Origin of the sequence: Flavihumibacter sp., assembly GCF_036676075.1 — a bacterium.
Classification (GTDB): Bacteria; Bacteroidota; Bacteroidia; order Chitinophagales; family Chitinophagaceae; genus Flavihumibacter.
In genome coordinates this window covers 82,806-101,919 of sequence record NZ_JAKFDQ010000009.1, presented here as the reverse complement: position 1 = coordinate 101,919, position 19,114 = coordinate 82,806, and the positions used below count along the sequence as shown (strand labels likewise).

Genomic DNA, 19,114 nt, shown 5'->3' with positions numbered 1-19,114 from the left:
TCCTGTACTCTAGCTGATTCCTATTTTTTTCTCCCGGGAAAAATAATTACAATAAAGCCCGAAGCTTATTGCAAACGTTGCAGTAACAAAATAAAATTGATTGAACGATTGTGTAATCATAAACAAAATGATATTCCCAATTACCAGAATGGATAGCAGTAAACCAAGGATATCATTTGCACGAAAGCTTTGCTTGTACATTAACCAGGCACCCCGCAATGCAATAAAGAAAAGATATGCAAACAGGGAAATTCCAATTATTCCGGTTGTGATCAGCACATACGTAAATCCTACATCTGTCAGTTCAGTCATCTCATAAATGGCAGGGAAATTATAATCTACACCAAACCATGGGCTGCGTTGAAATATTTGCATACTCCTTTCAACTGTTCTTATTCTGGAGCCAAGGTTTCCCTCCCTATTTTGTATATCAAAGGTTAACTCTTGAACTCGCTCCGTAAGGCTTTGGGAAAGATCGCTTAAACCTGGAATTTCAATATTCGCTAAAATGAATAAAAGAGTAATTATGCTTAATGCAGACACTGAAAGAACCATGATGATCCTGTTCTGCCGGTATCCGAATATAAGTGCCATGACCAGAATCATTGACACTATTGTTGCAATCCATTGTGAGCGGGCATATCCTATAAAAATTGCAATCAGAAATGATAAAGCTAACAGTACATACTTCAGTTTAAATCGAACCACCAAAAGGTATGTGACACTGAAAACAAACATGATCAGTATTGTATAAAGCGTAGGCAACATAACCCTTGCCATGAACCCATTTATCATCATTTGCTGTCCTGCCCAATGCCCGGTATTATAGAAACCTCCAGGTGAAAATAAAGGCTCCTGTCCATAAAAACTCTGCACAACAGCCAATACAACACCTGAAAGACAAAACAAATTTATATAATCAATGAATCGTGGTATATCCTCCTTCCTGATCAATAAAGCAATGAAATAAAAAAGAAAATATGGATACATAGATCTCATTGCCGCAATACCGCTGGATAAGTTCACAATATTTTCGGTGTTCATTACCAGAACAAGTGTATAAACTGATAAAATACTCCATGCCTGTATTACAGTACCAGGAAGTGCACCTAATTTTTTATTATGCCATACGCATAAACCAAGCAATCCAATATTCAATGCATCGGCGAGATAGATATATGGGGAGGGACAAAAAAACACGCCTATATTGATAGCTGTCAGTAACAATACAAGGTAAAAGACTATTTTCTGAAGCGATTGCAACATAGTTGTCAGGCCCTAAACATTAATTTCAACATTCCTTTGAAACCAAATCCAAATTGATTCCTGTTCCGGATATAAAATAAAATGCCCCGGAGAGATCCTTTCGTTCTGAACAATCTCGATAAAAGATACTGCTCGGAATGAACGGTCCGAAGGGGCAATTGCCGGAGAATCTGGTTTTTAATAAACTGATGTTCTCCGCTTAAATCATCCAGGCCTTCAACAAAATTATGGCACCATTCTTGAAACGGTTTAACAGCTTCAAGTCTGTGCTTGAAATTTCCTGTATTTGAAATATTGATCTCACTCCATCTCCAGTAAACCAGGGCCTTGCTGGAAGCTACCACTCCCTTCGCTTTAGAAAGAAGGAACCAGGTGGCATCATCAGAAGCCCAGGCCATTGGGAAGTCAACAAACCCACCAATGGATTTTAAGGCTGAGAGGCGAAAAACAAAATTCTGTGCAAACAGGTCTCTTTTACCACTTACACGATGCCAGATAAAATCATAAACATCTTCCCACTCAGGCGATGAGGTGGTCAAACGCAACAGTGCACCATTCTTATCTATAACTGCTGGTCGGGTATAAAAAAGATCATGAGCCGGATATTTTGCTATAAGTAGGGAAATTTCTTCCAGAAACCGTTCATGCAAAATATCATCATCTGAGAAAATGATACCATATTCCCTGTTTGCAAGCTCAACACAGCGATTCCAGGCATAAACAAGATTCTTGCTGCCCAGGTTAAACTCATTCTCAAAATAGGATATCCTATTGTCTGAATATGTGGCTACCAGGCCGGCAATATCTTCCGGAGATCGGTCATTAACAATGATAAGTTCAAAATCCCGGAAGCTTTGAGCCAGCACGCTATCAATAGCTTCCCGAAGATAGGTGAGCTTGAAAGCCGGAAGCAGTACTGAAAACATTAATGGTAATTTTGATTGAAATAAATGACTATCAGACTATCCTAATCACGTTCTCAGACGATTTGCTTCTGATCATTTGTTCAATATCATTTACCAGATTTTTAAGCGGATCTATTATAAGGAGGCAAAACCCCAGGCGATGAATAGATATCTTATAAACATTATCAACTTCAATATCAATTTCCTGGTTCATTAGAAATGGACCATATGAAAATTCAGCATTATCGAATTTTACAGGACATTTTTCAACAATGAGGGGTACTGTCTTTTGAAATAATAATCTGAGAATAGAGATCTCACTCTCAGTGATCATTGCCCTCTCCTTCAGATAATACATAGGATGTATGGCACCTGAATTCTTCAGTTCCTTATCCGATGGATAGTTATCGCCTGCTATAAACAACAACTGATAAAAATCCTTTTCCACATTTCCACGGATGAAGTGCTTGTTGTTATTCCTGGTCGCAATCAGGTATGGACTGAATATATCATAACCATACCTTTCAAGATTCCTGGATACAGATTTTAACTGATCACGTTCACATTTCGTAACAAACCAATTCATAAATATTCGAAATTATTCCAGTCTACACAAAAGCTTCGCCACTTCAGTCACATAAGGGTACTAAAGAGGTTCATTATAAAACGACATTTAATCGTATATATTACTTATAAATAGGATTTTTACTATAATACTTACGTAGTAGTATAGTAATATCCATATCCAAATTCTTCTCCCCAGGCACCCATTCCTCTCTTTGGCACTGCATTAAAAATAATCTTTGCTCCAGAGGGTAACAAAGGCTGATTTCTGCCGATATAATGGGCAGCCTGCGCCTTTGGGGTATGCCCCTGTTTCAATACAAAAACGGTGTTGGAAAAATGCTTGCTAAGCAAAACCATATTTGTATCTTTTTCAAGCGGGGCGGTTACACCAATAATATTATCGAAACGGGTTTCAAGTTCTTTAAGAAGCATGGGGATCAATTCTTCAACCAGCAATTCATCACTTTCAAAAACACGGGTACCAGCAGGAAGCACATAGTACTCTCCATCATTATCAACACTGTGAACTAACTCTTCCATTGTTGCCTTCTTATTCAAAAAGTCAGCCAGCCCCTTCCTGCCACTCATATTGAATTCATTGGTCAGCTTTTGGTTTACTGTATCAAAATCTATTAACAGTACTTTTTTGCCAATGGCACCCAGGCTGGAAGCTAGTTTCCTGGCAAGGAAAGATTTACCATCTCCTCCAACGGCTGAAGTTATCAGCAGTGACCTGTCTGCTTTAATATCACTCAGGAAAAACTGATTACGTAATAACCTGACCTGCTCCTCAACCACTTGCCCAACCCGTGAATTTTTTTTACCTGTCATCCCTCCCGGATGTTTCCACAACTCACCTGCCACAGCATAATCAGAAATGGATTCAATATCCTTACGGAAAAGCATCTTCGAAGAGATATCTTCCTTAAAAAATACAAATCCAATGAATGCTATTATTCCCAGTAAAGAGAAAATGACCATCAGCAAAAGCCGGTTTGGACTAACAGGAGCAAGCGATGACCTTGCATAATCAATGACCCTTGTATTGCCTACTGTGGTAGAATAGGAAAGTGCTGCTTCCTCTCTTCGCTGCAGCAGATAGGAATATATCTGGTTCTTTATAGATTGCTGACGGCTTATCTCAAGCAATTGTTTTTCTTTTTGCGGGATTGAACTTAACAGGGATGAATACTTACTGGAAGCAGTACTGAGATTTGATTTTGCAATGGTAAGGTTCACTTTCTGATTCTTGACCGCATCAAGAATAGATGGTCTGATCTGTTTTATCTGGTCTTTTACCGCCAGTAGAACCGGACTATTCTCTCCAGTTGTATGCTTAAGTTTCTCGAACTGAAGTTGTGCATCGTTTAATCTTCCCATCAACTGTGTTAGAGCGGGATCATTTACCCCAATAGTGGAAGGCATTATATTGCTTGCATTCGATCCATCCGCAACATAGTTTTCAATTTCATCCAGTACAGACATTTTAATATTTATATCCTGCAACTGTCTGTCATACATTCCGATTGCATCAAGATATTGTCTGCCCTGCTGGCTGATATCAATTACCCCTGACCGGGTCCTGAATTTCTGAATAGCATTTTCAACTGAATCCAATTGACCAACAACAAAGTCGAGACGGCCTTCAACAGATGCAAGTGTATTAAGCGCAGCCTGGTTTTTATCATCAACTTCAGCCTGCAGATATACCTTGATTAATCCATTCAAAATATCTTCACCCTTCCTCGGGTCAGGGTCTTTCATATTCAGATGAACTACAGTGGCAAGTTTATTAATTGCTGCCACTTTGAGGCCGGCCAATAAACCATTCTCCACCACTTTAGGATCTACCAGCGTAAAGTAAAATTTCTTGTTCTTCCATTGAAGATCGGCACTGTCGCGGATGGCACTGTAGAAATAAGCATTGCCCCATTCTGTTTGCACCCACTGGTTTACAGGATATTGCTTTTCATTGATAGTAACGATAGTTGCATTCTCATTTATAATAAATGGTATAGGGCTTCCTTCTGTAGATTTCAAAACCTCTTTAAGTTTCATCTTCACCGGCACGGTCGCATAGGCGGATTTCAATTTACCTTCGCCATTTTCATAATAAGTACAATAGAGCCCAAGGTCTTCCACTACTTTTCGCATAAGGGTATGCGATTGAAGTACTTCGATTTCATTCTCAACGATCTTATTCATTTCGAAAAAATCAATACTCTCCACCATCTTCGACTCGCTGATCCCTTTCTTTTCATCCTTTATAAGAATGGAGGAAGAAATCTGGTAAACAGGTGTGAGGCTCTTTGCATAAAGGTTTGCTAATACCAGTGCCACACCCACCAATAGGAATAACAGGGGCCAGTAAGGAAGAAATTTCCTCTTTATTATGGTTATGATGTTCGATCCGGATTCTCTTGGGTCGTATGAAAAGTCATTTGACATTGTAGGTATACAGCTTAAAGTTGAAGTCTTAACGATATCGGTCAATGATAATTGCGAGGAATGCCAATCCGCTGAGCACGGTAGGCAGTAATTGATTTAGCCTGCTGGTATTCTGAAGCTTTACGCTATTTGATTCTACATAAATCACATCATTTGCTCTCAGGTAATAATATGGCGACTCAAGTAATTCTTTATTATTCAGGTTTAATCTTCTTGTGATCTTTTCGTCACCTTCCTCGCGAATGAGAAGTACATTATCTCTTTTAGCATACAGCGTCATATCACCCGCCATACCCAATGCTTCCATTAAGGTGATCTTTTCGTTGGGAACATTTATGATTTTGGGGCTGGCTACTTCACCAAGAACGGTGACCCTGAAGTTTAGGATCCGAACTGCGATAATAGGATCGAGCATCAGTTTGGCTGAAATAAGTTTCTCGCGAATCAACTCGGAAACCTGCTTTTTATTGAGGCCCTCCACTTTTACATTTCCGATCATCGGGAAACTGATCATCCCATCATTATCAACAAGGTATCCCGCACCATGTGTTGGATTCTCATTTACGAGCCCGGGTACTACCGCTACATTGGGTGCATTGAAAATCTGGTTCTCTTCAATATTGATGCTGCTAACATTAATACTAAGTATATCAGCTTTGCGTATAACATGCGCCGAAACCAGCTCCTGGCGGGGAAATGTCTCATCCCCCAGTTTATTAAAATACCTGGCTTTTTCCGGACTCGCACACGAAACCGTCAAAATAACCAGACTCAAAACAAATAAATTTCTAACACTGAAAACTGTATAGGGCATACGCAACTTCATTATCTGCTAATATTAAAAAAAATACTGGTACGGCCTTATTTATTTATATAGCTAACAACAAGGTAAAAAACCGAAAATTAATTGATTATCAAGCTTATTCAAACGGAATAAATATAGAATCTATTGCTTTTACCATAAAAATCAATGAATCTGGGTATTGCCCATTCCATCTCTGATACGAAAATGCTTCATTTGGCGTTAATACCAATAGAATTTAATCCGAATCCCTGTAAAAACCTTGTTTATGCATGTACCCTGCATCGAACAAAAGGTCCGCAAAACTATTTTGCAATCCTTTGTAGTGTTGTGCCTTGTGCTGTTGAAAATTTTGCCTGCTAATGCGCAGAAATTCATCTTCCAGGAGGGGGTTGAAGATATTAACTTCCCTGTTCTTTCCTCAGATCCAACAACAGGATGGCTAAAATACTGGCAGGAAACCAACAGCATGTTTGTTTCCCAACCTTACAGCACCCTGATGAGAACTGATTCTGTATCCCGCTCAGGTAAGTACAGTGCTCGCTTTCAGCTCGACAGGGCTGAATATCCCGACAACATAAAAAGAATCAATGGAGGTTCTGAACTGATATGGAATGATGCATGCAAAAACCCTGATTATGATCTTGCATGGATGGCTTTATCCGTTTACCTTCCTGAATGGTGTTATGGAATTCCTGAAGGCGCTCCTGAAAGCGTCGTATTTAATGTGCATGATTATCCCCTCCCCTGCGGAACCAGTTCACGCTGGACTAACCCGATGAACATCTGGGTGAGAAATAACCGTTGGATACTAACCATCACTGCTGATAAAAATGATGTTCAGGCCAATTCGGGAGCAACACTGATAACAAAGGAGTATGATATGGGACCAATCGAAACTGATAAATGGACAGATTGGGCCATAAACCGCAACTGGACCATTGCTGATGATGGGTTCGTGAAAGTTTATAAGAATGGTAAACTCCTTGTAGATCATAGAGGACCCAATTGGTATGGAGGTAATTTTGCCAAACTCCCATATATTAAGATGGGTATCTACAAATGGCCCTGGCTAAACAGCTGGAATGAAGCATGGGGAAGCCGGATTTCAAGGAAAAGAGCAATATATATAGATGATATAAAAATGGGTACAAGTGAAGCTACGCTGCAGGATTTTCTCTATCCTGATCAGGTGGCTCCAACGCCCAACTCCTTACCTTCTGTTAATGCAGGTAGCGATCAAACCATTCAACTGCCAAAAAACAATGTAACACTTACCGGAACAGCAAATGATAATGATGGCAGTATCAGTTCCTACGCATGGTCACTCGTCACAGGACCTTCCGGCTCCATAATCGCTACCCCAACCAACGCTTCCACTTCCATTTCCGGCCTCGTTAATGGCTCCTACACTTATAGGCTCACCGTAACAGATAACCAGGGAGGCAAAGCCAGTGATGATGTCAATTTAACTGTACTTAATGCTACTGTGGTGAATCTCCCCCCGGTGTCAAATGCAGGCAGCGACCAGACAATCAATGACATTGCAGCAACTGCCTACCTCGATGGAACAGCATCTGCAGACCCGGATGGATCTATAGCCAACTACTTGTGGACACAGGTGGCCGGCCCCACCAACGCGGTAATTTCCAATACCAGCCAGGCCAAATCACCTGTTAGCTTCCCCTTGAAAGGAAACTATAGTTTCGCCTTAACCATAAGGGATAATACGGGTGCAGCAGACAGTGATACAGTCAGCATTTTGGTAGACCCCATAAACGCAGTTGCGGCCAATATAAATCCCCTCGCAAACGCGGGGCAGAACCAGGTTATTGCTTTACCAATTAACCGGACCACAATAGATGGTTCGGCTTCAGTGGATCCGGATGGCACCATCAACACTTATAATTGGCAGCAGGTGAATGGACCCAATAATACCAAAATCGAAAAGCCTACCTCATCAATTACCAATATTACCGGGTTAACCAGTGGCAAATATGCCTTCCGGTTAACGGTAACTGATAACCGCGGAGGATCCGCAAGCGCGAATGTAACGGTGGAGGTAAGGGCGGAAGCCATTGCCAATAAAAAGCCTCAGATTATGATGCCCTCCACTTTTAAGGCAGATATAAGCATGATAAATGATATTACTCTTGATGGCAGTGCCAGCTATGACCCCGATGGAACAATCGTCAGGTACAAATGGGATCTGCTGGAAGGCCCAACCCAGGCGCTTGTACATGAGAGTTCAGCAAAGGAGACTAAAGTAAGTGGTCTGCAGGCCGGAAACTATTCATTCCGCCTAACGGTAACGGATAACCTCGGCGCTACAGCTGATAAAAATATTGTGGTAAATGCCGTAAGTTCTATGACTGACAATCAGCTTAAGTTATTCCCCAATCCAAATAATGGCAACTTCCAGTTTAAACTGCAAACCCCTGCCACGGGTAAATGCGAGGTGCTGGTATACGCTGTTTCAGGGGTATTATTATATAAGGAAGTATTCACCAAAGAAACAGCACTTATTTCCCGTCCTGTTGATATAAGATCGTTGCAATCGGGAACTTATTTTTTGAGTGTAAGAATCAATGACCAACCCTCACCCATAGCCGGAAAAATACGAAAGCTCTAAAGAATTTTTACTTTTTCTAAAAACGAAAAAACCTGATTTTCCACCAGAAATCAGGCTTTTTTATGTCGCAACATTAACTATAATCATAATATAAGTGCTAAACAACTGTTAATGTTTAATATGTACATTATCAATGATTCTCTTTATAAATTCTTGAATTAGAATACATTATAAAAATCTGCAAGATAATTACACAAATTATTCACATACACAATAAAAAAAAATGGGTGGCATGAGTTTTGCCTTTTTCTGGCTTTTCCTATAAAAACCAGGTTATGTCGCTGATTAATTTACCCAATTCCAAAGCCCGACCCATGGGTTTGCAGCTTTTTTTACTCTTTTTTATCCTTTGCTTTCAATTACCGGTGGTTGGTCAGAAACTGATCTTCCAGGACGGTGTTGAAAGTAGTAGTTTTCCCAGTCTCACCGGTGTTCCTACTACCGGTTGGTTAAACACATGGCAGGAAGTTAACAGTATCAGTATCTCCCAGCCATTTAGTAAGATGGTCCGCAGTGATTCCTTCCGACGCGCCGGATCTTATAGTGCGCGTTTTCAACTCGATAAACCTTATTCACCTTACAACCAGGAGCGTGAGCATGCTGGCGCAGAATTGATCTGGAATAATGCCTGCAATTATCAGACCCTGGATATGCGTTGGATTGCTCTTTCCTTATATATCCCCCGATGGAGCTACCAATACGCAGAAGGAGCTCCGGAAAGCCTGGGTTTTAATATTCACGATAAACCTTTGCCATGCGGAACCAGTTCAAGGTGGACAAATCCCATGCGAATTGGTATCCAGAATAACCGTTGGATCTGTGTTATCAGTTATGATAAAAATGATGTGCAGGCTAACGGTGGAAGCACTATCAAATCCATTGAGTACGATCTTGGCCCTGTTGACCTTGATAAATGGACTGATTGGGCAGTTAACCGTAACTGGACCACCGCAGATAACGGTTTTGTAAAAGTTTATAAGAATGGCCAGCTGGTAGTTAATTACACCGGTCCAAACTGGTATGGTGGTAATTTCGCGAAAGTACCATATATAAAGGTGGGCATTTACAAATGGCCCTGGCTTGCAAGCTGGAATACTTCATGGGGAAATACCATTGCCAAGCGCAGGGTTGTATATATCGATGAATTTAAAATTGGTAATAGTACCGCTACGCTTGCAGATGTTTCACCTGCAGGCGGATCAACTACCACTACCAATACTCTCCCTGTGGCTAATGCAGGAGCTGATAAAACTGTTACCCTGCCCACTACATCTACCACGCTAACGGGTAGTGGAACTGATCAGAATGGGAGTATTGCATCTTATGCATGGACTAAAGTGTCTGGCCCAACAGGAGGAACAATTCAGTCCCCTTCCAGTGCCAGTACAAATATCACATCTCTTGCGGCGGGTACATATGTCTTTCGACTAACAGTAAAAGATAATGCTGGCGCCACTGATACAGATGATGTTCAGGTTATAGTTTCCAGCTCTACTACAAGCGGCAACCTGGCTCCTATTGCAAATGCAGGGGTAAACCAGAATCTTGCATCGGGCACAAGTTGGGGTTATCTCGACGGCCGGGCTTCCAGTGATCCGGACGGTACAATCAGTACATATCAGTGGTCACAGGTTTCCGGACCTACCACTGCCACAATAGCCTCACCCACGATAGCGAGAACAACAGCAGGTGGTTTGGCAAATGGAACCTATTCTTTTCGGCTGACCGTAAAGGATAATGCTGGTGCAACCGCCTCTGCCACTACAACAATTGTAGTAGGCACCCAAACGGTGGTAGCTAATAATGCACCAACAGCCAATGCCGGTGCTGATAAATCGATCTCCCTGCCTACAAGTTCTGTATCTCTTACAGGTAGTGGAACAGACTCGGATGGGTCTATAGCAGGCTATACCTGGACTAAAATTTCAGGCCCATCAGGTGGTACTATTCAATCGCCTTCCGCCAGCACCACCACGATAAGTAGCCTTACAGCAGGTACATATGTATATAGGTTAACTGTTCGCGATAATGCGAATGCAACTGATATTGATGATGTTCAGATAAATGTTGCCCAGGCACTCTCAAGCAATGCAAGCCCGGTTTCAGTTGCAGGTCCAAACCAGACGGTTACCTCACCAACAAACTGGATCTACCTGGACGGAAGGTCATCTTATGACCCGGATGGAACAATCACCTCTTACCAGTGGACGCAGGTTTCGGGACCAAGCGCAGCCCAGATCGGTAGTGCAACAGCGTCCAGAACAACAGCAACTTTCGTTGGTGTAGGTACTTATATTTTCCAATTAACTGTTCGGGATAATGATGGAGGTACAGGAACCAGCAGCTTTACGCTGGTGGTAAATGGTACATCTACTGCAAACAAGGCACCCACCGTTAGTGCTGGAAGCAATGTAAATATTGTACAGCCTACAAGTTCTGTTACATTGGTAAGCTCAGCTGCAGATTCTGATGGAACAATCAGTAAATATGCCTGGACTTTTGTTTCTGGTCCTGCAGGATCAGTTATCCAGTCCCCGGCAAGCTCAACCACTAATGTAACAGGTCTAACAACCCTTGGCACCTATACTTACAGAATAACGGTTACTGATAACAGTGGGGCCACTGCTACAGCACAAAAGAGCATCACCGTTCTCGCAGCTCCATCTAATCAGATTATTGGTCAGGCTCCCATTGCTAATGCAGGTGCGGATGCAAGCATAACCCTGCCAACAAACTGGTCATACCTGGATGGCAGAAGTTCATATGATCCGGATGGAACTATAGTAAGGTATGATTGGACCCAGATCTCTGGTCCGTCAACAGCTTCTATAACTGACACTCATCTGGCAAGAACCGCAGCAGGTGGACTTGGCGCTGCTGGCACTTATACCTTCCGGTTAACGATAACAGATGATAAGGGAATGTCGAGTTCAGATACCAAGAGCATAATTGTTCGTTCCAGCACTTCCAGTTCTAACACTTCAGTTTCATCGGGAATGGAGCAGACAAGTACCACCACCACAAGTACGACCACTACAGCCACCACGGTAACATCACCCGTTAATACAACCACCCAGTTTAAGACCTATCCTAATCCATTCAGTAATAACCTGACCTTACTGTTGAATACCCCTTCTCTGGGTAAAACAACGATCCAGGTTTATAATATGGTAGGATTACTGGTTCACCAGGAAGTATTCAACAAAGACCAGCTAAGTATTACAAAGAAGATCAACCTCGTGAAATTGATACCGGGAATGTATGTTTTAAAGGCTACTACCGAACGTGATGCACCTATGACAACTAAGATTGAAAAACTCTGATAAGAAAGTTTTTCTTAAAGAAAAGGCCGTTTCATTTTATGAAACGGCCTTTTTTATTCAGGTATGCTTTTTGTTGATAATATGTTTTTTTGTAAATTTCAATTAACTGGAATTCGGAGCCATTTTCAACTACCTCAAGGGGCTTAAAATAGGGACCAGATAGGGACCAGATAGGGACCCCGAGTATGGTTCGCGCTAGGAGATAGCTAAGAATTCCTGTGATTATTAATCCAAAACCTGCAAGAAAATGCCTAAAAACAACTCTAACAAGAAAATTGACGGTTTTAGTGGCAAGTACCTAAAATCACATTATCTCCAGATCAGGGGCGATCGGCAATACCTAAAAAAGAATCCCGACCGCGCCGGCCACAAGAAAAAACCTGACGAGGAAAAAAATCAATTAAGATTTAAAGATGCCAACATTTATGCTCGCATGGTGGCACATGACCCGGCCAGTAAAGCATTTTACACTCCTTTCAGGGAACTGCTGAAACAAAGTGAATATGTTATGGCCATTACAGACGGAATGGTGCCACCGATAATTGAATCCATTGATCAGAATGGTTACACAGGACTTGCCGGCCAAAATTTAATGGTAATTGCAACGGACAATTTCCAGGTTATGGAAGTTGTGTTCACTATCCTGGATTCCAACGGAATTCCACTGGAAACCGGCAAAGCTATGCCTACAGAAAAGGAAAATCAATGGAGTTATATAGCCCAGAAAGACATTTTATCTCTCTCTGGAAATCAGGTACAGGTAGAAGCCTTTGATCGACCTGGTAATAGAACGGTCGCCCTCCTCCTGTTAGATGAGCCAGTTAAATTATAAAATCGTCTACGACTATTTTTTCCATTACAATAAAGGCCGTCTCAAAATTATTTGAGACGGCCTTCTGATTTTATATGTAAACTTTTTATCTGAGTTTTATTAGCCTCGATGTGAATACTTCTTGTGGTGTAACAACTTTTACCATATACACTCCGGGTAACTGATCGAGCATTTCACCAAGGGAGAAATTGTTGGAACCTTTTAAGAGTTCAACATTTCTTTGAGAAACCCTTGCACCCTGCAGATTAAATAATTGAATGGAGGCAGAAGTTTTCTCAGCAACCGTCACATTGATAAACGCCTGGTTGATTACAGGGTTTGGAGAAATTGTCAAACCTGGTCTGAGTGAACCATTATCATTGATCCGCACCACCTGGCTATAAACAACCCCACCGGTTTTGCGGGTAGCTTTGATCCGGTAAAAAACCTGGCCGGTTATATTGACATCTGCATAATTATAAACCTCCTTACCACTGGTAGCCTTGCCAAATAATTCAGTTAACATGCTGAAGTTGGTTCCATTTGTACTACGCTCCACTGCAAACCGAACGAAATCACTATTCTCTTCCACTTCCCACTTTACATTATTGGTATTTCCTGTACGCCTAACAAATAAAGACAATGGGTCAATGGGGAGGATGCCAATACCGTCGGTAGTGAAATTATTAAAGCTAACCAACCCGATACCTGAAGAATTTATTATTGCCGGAACAACAGGTTCGGGTAACAACGTTTCATTTGATGAGGCAGGTGTTGAATAACCTCCTCTATAAGTTCTGAAACTAATTGACGTTGGGTTATTAAGCGTTCCACCATTTCGGGAAAAATTAATTCTAATTTTTGTGGGAATTATATTGTTACCTACCGGGCCATTATCAATAGCTAATGAGTTAATGGTATAATTACCTCCATTCAGAGTGAACAACGCAATTATTTGTGCAATGGGGACTGCACTAAAACTAAAATCATCAGTACTGTTCAATTCCAGAACTAGCTCTGTTGCATTTCCATTATTATCAGTTGAAAAGTATACTGTTTTAGGCATGGGGGCATCTATTGACCCGGCAGGAAAAGTTTTACCGTAAATATCCCGCTCAAGATTATTGAAAGCCCTTATTCCAATTTTTCGATATCCAGACCTGTAATAATAATGGCAGTATGAGTCTTCAAAAGCCTGAGGAATACCATTAGTAGATATAAGAACAACCTTATTGTAAGATGTATTTATAGCGACTCTTCGTATTGCATCAGCGATTTCAGCGGCGTCGTTTTCTAATCCCCAACAACCCCAACGTGTTTGAAACAGGTAAACTTTTCTAAGGCTTGGTATATCATTCTGAATTTCTGAAATGATCGTTTCAAGTTCTGCCTTATATTCATCTGAATTCAAAATTATACCACCTCCACCACCCCAGTTACTCTCACCCTGGAACCAGAAAAATGCCCTTATACTATCCAATACCCCGGCATCTTTTGACCGCATTAGTGCCCTGCCGTAAGACGTATTAAGATCAAATTTATCGGCCAGGTTTGGTTTATAATATGAAACGGGCTTTCCAGATACTGCATGATTAATAATAGCTACTGGTATTCCCTCCGTTCTACAAATATTTGTTGCCATCCACATTGCCCATTGTCCAACATTTCCATTCATAGTAAATACTGCATTACCATTCCCTGTAAACCATTGTTTTGGCATATTTGAATAAGGTCCGTCTTCTATCTGAGATGAACGCCCATATGCTCTGATAAATCTTCTAAATTCAATTACTTCGGGATCATCACTTGCACTATTCGAACTATTATATGGCGCGCGACCAGTTCCTGCTGCATTCGATTGACCTTGTATCATGAATACGTCACCACTTACTACATTGTCCGCCTGAACCAACGGTAATGTGCTTTGAACACCATTCTGAATGCCAAATAATTGAAACTGATAGGCCCTCATTTCTGCAGGCAATTGAAATTCTGTTTTAAATGAGCGATTATTTAAAGGAATTTCTATAATGGCTACATTGAATGAATAGTTGGAGCTGTTTTCTGATTTATTATTATCCCTATTTATTAGCAGCCTCAAGGATTGATATGGTGTGCCCACCGCCAAAGTCCCCTTTATCCTAACCGTCCCATTATTTGTCTGTAGATTTCTGGGATAGAGTTGTAGGTTTTGCGGAAAGCTATCCAACACCTCAAATTGCGCGTACACACCTGTTCCAAGGGTACAAAAAAGTACAGTTACCAGGAGGTACGTGCACAAAAATTTCACCTGACTCATCGTAATGTCAATTGTTAATTTCAAAAAATAAGCTAATGGAATTCAGGTAGGAAGGTTGGACGGATTAAATAGGTAGACATACAAAGGTATATCTAATTTTCACATTATGAAATCCTTACAGGAAAAGCTTTTCAGTATTTATTGACAATTGGATAATTACCGGATATTATGCAAATTATACAACCATCTCATCCTGCCTGAAAAGCAATCTTTTATCGTAGTTCCACATCGTGTTTTTACGATATTAAGGACCCATTTTTTTTACGCCAGGTAACTTGTACTCCCCTCCCGATCACCAGCATAATCCAGCATATCAAAATCGGGACCATCACATTGAAAAATCGGGGGTAAGCGCTCAAAAGCAGCGTTATACCAAAGTAAAACCCTATAAAGCTCGAGAGGTAATGATCAAACAGATTATATAATCTGAATCGATATATATATATAAATAAAGCAGCTAAAATACCTACCAGGAAAAATGAATTGAGGACGATGCGTATCATTGCTTTATCGGACTGTACCTGGTAGGAAACCGGAAAATTAAACAACAACCGGCCGGCATTAGAGATGATATTCCTCACATATTTGACAGGATGATTGCGTATATTTTTGAACGCCAATTCTTTATAGGCCTGGTCTCTTTCCAGACCCTCAAATTTGTCTACATAATCCATTGCGGGTTTATGATTCCGTAACAACTCCCGGTACCCTTCCGACAACGTTGAACTGTCTCTTGTTCTCATCACCGGTAGATTGAACCAGTTCCCATACTCCTTTTCAAAGGGGGTTGACATGCAATAGAGTGACATTCCCCCACTATCCGCCAGCATAAAGACTTTCCTGCTAATGGTATATGTATATATCAGATAGGGGGAAATCCCGATCAAGGCAACCAAAAGGAGGAAAGAAATATTTTTACTAAAGATCTGGGAGGCGGGCTGCAGTTTTTTCCTAAGTAGAAATATTGCCCCAAAAATACCCAGCAGTAAAAGCCATACATACCCAAAAATAACCTTGGTTAAAATCAAAAAGGCAAATAAAAGTCCGGTGAGAATGATATCCCTTCTTCGTGGTTGCAGGTAGATCTTATGCACTCCATACACGAACAATGTTATCAGGAAAACAGTAAGCGGTTCAGTCAACATATCCGGGATCTCTTCATATGCCAAAAAATATAAACCCCAGAAAACCGATAACCCCAACGCGGCCTTATACCTCGTGAGTAAGCGAAGATTTTTATACAGATATACAACAGATGCATACTGGAAAAAGGCATTCATCAATCCGGCCGTGATAAAAGGCAGTTTGAACAAAACGATAGGAACTATAAGCAGCGGGTAACCCGGACCGTTCCATAATCGCTGAATCCCTTCAGGCTTGTAATAAGAACCATCGAGGATGTTTTCAGCAAACATATAATAGCGTAATTCATCGCCCTCCAGTGCATCACGATGGAAAAGAAAAACAATAACGACATATAATAACAAAAAAGGAAGGAAAACCAACCAGGGGTTTCCAAAAGCTCCCCGCTTTATATGCGTCATAAACTGAGTTTAATTATTTGAACAACCCGTATTTCAGGATGCAATAAATTGCCCTGAAACCATCCCGCCATCCAATCTTTTTGCCTTCGGCATAGGTTCTTCCGAAATAAGAAATCCCCACCTCGTACACCTTAACATTGGGAATCCTGGCTACCTTCATCGTAACCTCCGGTTCAAATCCAAAACGCTTTTCCTTTAAATCGAGACTTTGAATAATGGGCGTCCTGAACATTTTATAACAGGTCTCCATATCAGTCAGATTCAGGTTGGAAAACATATTGGAAAGAAAGGTCAGGAATTTATTCCCGAATGAGTGCCAGAAGAAAAGTATCCGGTGTGGATGCCCTCCCATAAACCTTGAGCCGAAAACAACATCTGCCCCACTCCTGTTTACAGTACTTATCAGCAGGTTGTATTCTTCAGGATCGTATTCAAGGTCAGCATCCTGTATAATGAGGTAATCGCCGGTTGCCTTTGCAATGCCAGTATGCAGTGCGGCACCTTTGCCTTTATTGACCTCGTGTTTTATATAGGTAAGAGGAAGATCCTTATTTGCTTCCAGATATCTCTGAATGGATTGTTCGGTATCATCCGTTGAGCAATCATTAACGATGATCACTTCTTTTTCAACGCCATTCAATAATTCTACCGCTTTAATTCTGTCAAGGATCAGGTGTATGGTTGGACCTTCATTGTAAGCCGGGACTACTATCGACAATTTTCTCATTACTTCTTGGGTCTATCGGGCAAATAAATAAAAACTATTTAACCGGTGCAAGTTTTGGTTACAAAAAAGCCCCGCTGCACAAGCAACGGGGCTCCTATAAAAATGGCTGAGACTATTAATAACCCATATCTCCCATGCCACCACCTGGCATAGCAGGAGCATCTTCTTTCTTAGGTTTGTCGGCAACAACACATTCAGTTGTAAGCAACATACCAGCAATAGAAGCTGCATGCTCAAGCGCTACGCGACCAACTTTAGTTGGATCAATAACGCCTGATTTAAAGAGATTTTCGAATTCTTCGGTGCGGGCGTTGAAACCATAATCACCTTTTCCTTCGCGGATTTTGTTGATGATAACGCTTCCTTCAAGGCCAGCATTCTCAACAATGATACGGAGGGGAGCTTCCAGCGCACGACGAACGATCTGTGCACCAAGTTTCTCGTCTTCATTGCTGCTGCGGAAACCATCCAGCGCACTGATAGCACGGATGAATGCAGTACCACCACCTGGAACGATACCTTCTTCAACCGCTGCGCGTGTTGCATGAAGGGCATCATCCACACGGTCTTTCTTTTCTTTCATTTCAACCTCTGTGGCTGCGCCAATATTCAGAACAGCTACACCACCACTCAGTTTTGCAAGACGCTCCTGCAACTTCTCACGATCGTAATCGGAAGTTGTTGATTCGATCTGCGCCTTGATCTGGTTGATACGTGCAGTGATATCTTCTTTCTTACCTTTTCCACCAACGATAACAGTGTTATCCTTATCAATGGTGATGGAAGAAGCCTGACCGAGATAGCTCAGGTCTGCATTCTCCAGTTTGAAACCCTGCTCTTCAGAGATCACCACACCTTTTGTAAGGATAGCGATATCCTGAAGCATTTCCTTACGACGGTCACCAAAGCCAGGAGCTTTTACAGCAGCCACTTTCAGCGTACCACGAAGTTTATTCACTACCAATGTAGCCAATGCTTCACCTTCAAGATCTTCAGAAATGATCACCAAAGGACGACCACCCTGTGCAACTTTCTCAAGAATATGAAGAATGTCTTTCATTGCACTGATCTTCTTGTCGTAGATCAGGATATAAGGACTCTGCAATTCCACTTCCATTTTCTCACTGTTGGTAACAAAGTATGGAGAGATATAACCGCGATCGAATTGCATACCTTCTACAACTTCTACAGTTGTGTCAGTTCCTTTTGCTTCTTCAACAGTAATTACACCATCCTTACCAACTTTCGCCATCGCTTCAGCAATCAGCTTACCAATTGCAGGATCATTGTTTGCAGAAATAGTGGCAACAGCCTCGATCTTCTTGGTATCATTACCAACAGTCTGGCTTTGCTCTTTCAGCGCAACAATTACTTTTTCAACAGCCTTATCAATTCCACGCTTCAGGTCCATTGGATTGGCACCTGCAGCAACGTTCTTCAAACCCTCAGTAATAATGGCCTGTGCAAGAACAGTAGCGGTAGTTGTACCATCACCTGCAACATCTGCAGTTTTGCTGGCAACTTCTTTCACCATCTGGGCGCCCATGTTCTCGATCGGATCTTCCAGTTCAATCTCTTTTGCAACTGTAACACCATCTTTAGTAACCTGTGGTGCGCCGAATTTCTTTTCTATAACTACGTTACGACCCTTTGGTCCAAGCGTTACTTTCACCGCATTGGCCAGGGTATCAACCCCTTTCTTCATGCGGTTACGTGCTTCGATATCGAAGAATATCTGTTTTGCCATAACTATATAATATTAAATTGTTTGCGGTTTGTTATTTGGAATT

At 41.4% G+C, this 19,114-nt stretch carries 12 protein-coding genes; 3 read left to right on the top strand and 9 right to left on the bottom strand.

Annotated elements, in window-relative coordinates; all coding sequences use genetic code 11:
* Positions 1 to 9: 9 nt before the first annotated feature.
* The 5 genes from V6M43_RS09215 to V6M43_RS09195 all read right to left on the bottom strand — a co-directional run bounded on the left by V6M43_RS09215 (position 10) and on the right by V6M43_RS09195 (position 5,961).
* A complete protein-coding gene (locus V6M43_RS09215) occupies positions 10 to 1,266 on the bottom strand; it encodes an O-antigen ligase family protein (RefSeq protein WP_332734550.1) in 1,257 nt (418 codons plus the stop codon).
* Between the two features lie 5 nt (positions 1,267 to 1,271).
* On the bottom strand, positions 1,272 to 2,192 hold the full coding sequence (locus tag V6M43_RS09210; RefSeq protein ID WP_332734548.1) for a glycosyltransferase: 921 nt from the start codon (positions 2,190 to 2,192) through the stop codon (positions 1,272 to 1,274).
* Between the two features lie 31 nt (positions 2,193 to 2,223).
* Positions 2,224 to 2,757 (bottom strand): hypothetical protein, encoded by a 534-nt coding sequence (locus tag V6M43_RS09205; RefSeq protein WP_332734546.1) that lies wholly within the window; start codon positions 2,755 to 2,757, stop codon positions 2,224 to 2,226.
* Between the two features lie 131 nt (positions 2,758 to 2,888).
* The gene (locus V6M43_RS09200) at positions 2,889 to 5,186 is read right to left on the bottom strand and encodes a GumC family protein (protein ID WP_332734544.1); all 2,298 of its coding nucleotides are present in this window, start codon (positions 5,184 to 5,186) and stop codon (positions 2,889 to 2,891) included.
* A 28-nt stretch (positions 5,187 to 5,214) separates the two neighbouring features.
* A complete protein-coding gene (locus V6M43_RS09195) occupies positions 5,215 to 5,961 on the bottom strand; it encodes a polysaccharide biosynthesis/export family protein (RefSeq protein WP_332734542.1) in 747 nt (248 codons plus the stop codon).
* A 295-nt stretch (positions 5,962 to 6,256) separates the two neighbouring features.
* Between V6M43_RS09195 and V6M43_RS09190 the strand changes: the two genes are divergently transcribed.
* The 3 genes from V6M43_RS09190 (at position 6,257) to V6M43_RS09180 (ending at position 12,775) form a co-directional block, all read left to right on the top strand.
* A complete protein-coding gene (locus V6M43_RS09190; RefSeq protein WP_332734540.1) occupies positions 6,257 to 8,620 on the top strand; it encodes a PKD domain-containing protein in 2,364 nt (787 codons plus the stop codon).
* A gap of 275 nt (positions 8,621 to 8,895) precedes the next feature.
* Entirely contained in the window at positions 8,896 to 11,943 is a 3,048-nt protein-coding gene (locus V6M43_RS09185) for a PKD domain-containing protein (RefSeq protein WP_332734538.1), read from the top strand.
* Between the two features lie 247 nt (positions 11,944 to 12,190).
* On the top strand, positions 12,191 to 12,775 hold the full coding sequence (locus tag V6M43_RS09180) for a hypothetical protein (RefSeq protein WP_332734536.1): 585 nt from the start codon (positions 12,191 to 12,193) through the stop codon (positions 12,773 to 12,775).
* A gap of 85 nt (positions 12,776 to 12,860) precedes the next feature.
* On the opposite strand, the gene V6M43_RS09175 is transcribed toward V6M43_RS09180, so the two are convergent.
* From V6M43_RS09175 to groL, 4 genes are all read right to left on the bottom strand, one after another.
* Complete coding sequence (locus tag V6M43_RS09175) at positions 12,861 to 14,855, bottom strand: T9SS type A sorting domain-containing protein (RefSeq protein WP_332734534.1); 1,995 nt, start codon at positions 14,853 to 14,855, stop codon at positions 12,861 to 12,863.
* A gap of 434 nt (positions 14,856 to 15,289) precedes the next feature.
* The gene (locus tag V6M43_RS09170) at positions 15,290 to 16,597 is read right to left on the bottom strand and encodes an ArnT family glycosyltransferase (protein ID WP_332734532.1); all 1,308 of its coding nucleotides are present in this window, start codon (positions 16,595 to 16,597) and stop codon (positions 15,290 to 15,292) included.
* Between the two features lie 13 nt (positions 16,598 to 16,610).
* Positions 16,611 to 17,324 carry a glycosyltransferase family 2 protein gene (locus tag V6M43_RS09165; RefSeq protein WP_332734530.1) on the bottom strand — a complete coding sequence of 238 codons (714 nt, stop codon included), beginning with the start codon at positions 17,322 to 17,324 and terminating at the stop codon, positions 16,611 to 16,613.
* Positions 17,325 to 17,439: 115 nt separating this feature from the next.
* A complete protein-coding gene (gene groL / locus V6M43_RS09160; RefSeq protein ID WP_332734528.1) occupies positions 17,440 to 19,071 on the bottom strand; it encodes a chaperonin GroEL in 1,632 nt (543 codons plus the stop codon).
* Between the last annotated feature and the right edge of the window lie 43 nt (positions 19,072 to 19,114).

Coding starts and splice junctions, on each gene's coding strand:
- V6M43_RS09215 (WP_332734550.1), bottom strand. CDS start 1,266: ATGTTGCAATCGCTTCAGAAAATAGTCTTTTACCTTGTATTGTTACTG.
- V6M43_RS09210 (WP_332734548.1), bottom strand. CDS start 2,192: ATGTTTTCAGTACTGCTTCCGGCTTTCAAGCTCACCTATCTTCGGGAA.
- V6M43_RS09205 (WP_332734546.1), bottom strand. CDS start 2,757: ATGAATTGGTTTGTTACGAAATGTGAACGTGATCAGTTAAAATCTGTA.
- V6M43_RS09200 (WP_332734544.1), bottom strand. CDS start 5,186: ATGTCAAATGACTTTTCATACGACCCAAGAGAATCCGGATCGAACATC.
- V6M43_RS09190 (WP_332734540.1), top strand. CDS start 6,257: ATGCATGTACCCTGCATCGAACAAAAGGTCCGCAAAACTATTTTGCAA.
- V6M43_RS09185 (WP_332734538.1), top strand. CDS start 8,896: ATGTCGCTGATTAATTTACCCAATTCCAAAGCCCGACCCATGGGTTTG.
- V6M43_RS09180 (WP_332734536.1), top strand. CDS start 12,191: ATGCCTAAAAACAACTCTAACAAGAAAATTGACGGTTTTAGTGGCAAG.
- V6M43_RS09170 (WP_332734532.1), bottom strand. CDS start 16,597: ATGACGCATATAAAGCGGGGAGCTTTTGGAAACCCCTGGTTGGTTTTC.
- V6M43_RS09165 (WP_332734530.1), bottom strand. CDS start 17,324: ATGAGAAAATTGTCGATAGTAGTCCCGGCTTACAATGAAGGTCCAACC.
- groL (WP_332734528.1), bottom strand. CDS start 19,071: ATGGCAAAACAGATATTCTTCGATATCGAAGCACGTAACCGCATGAAG.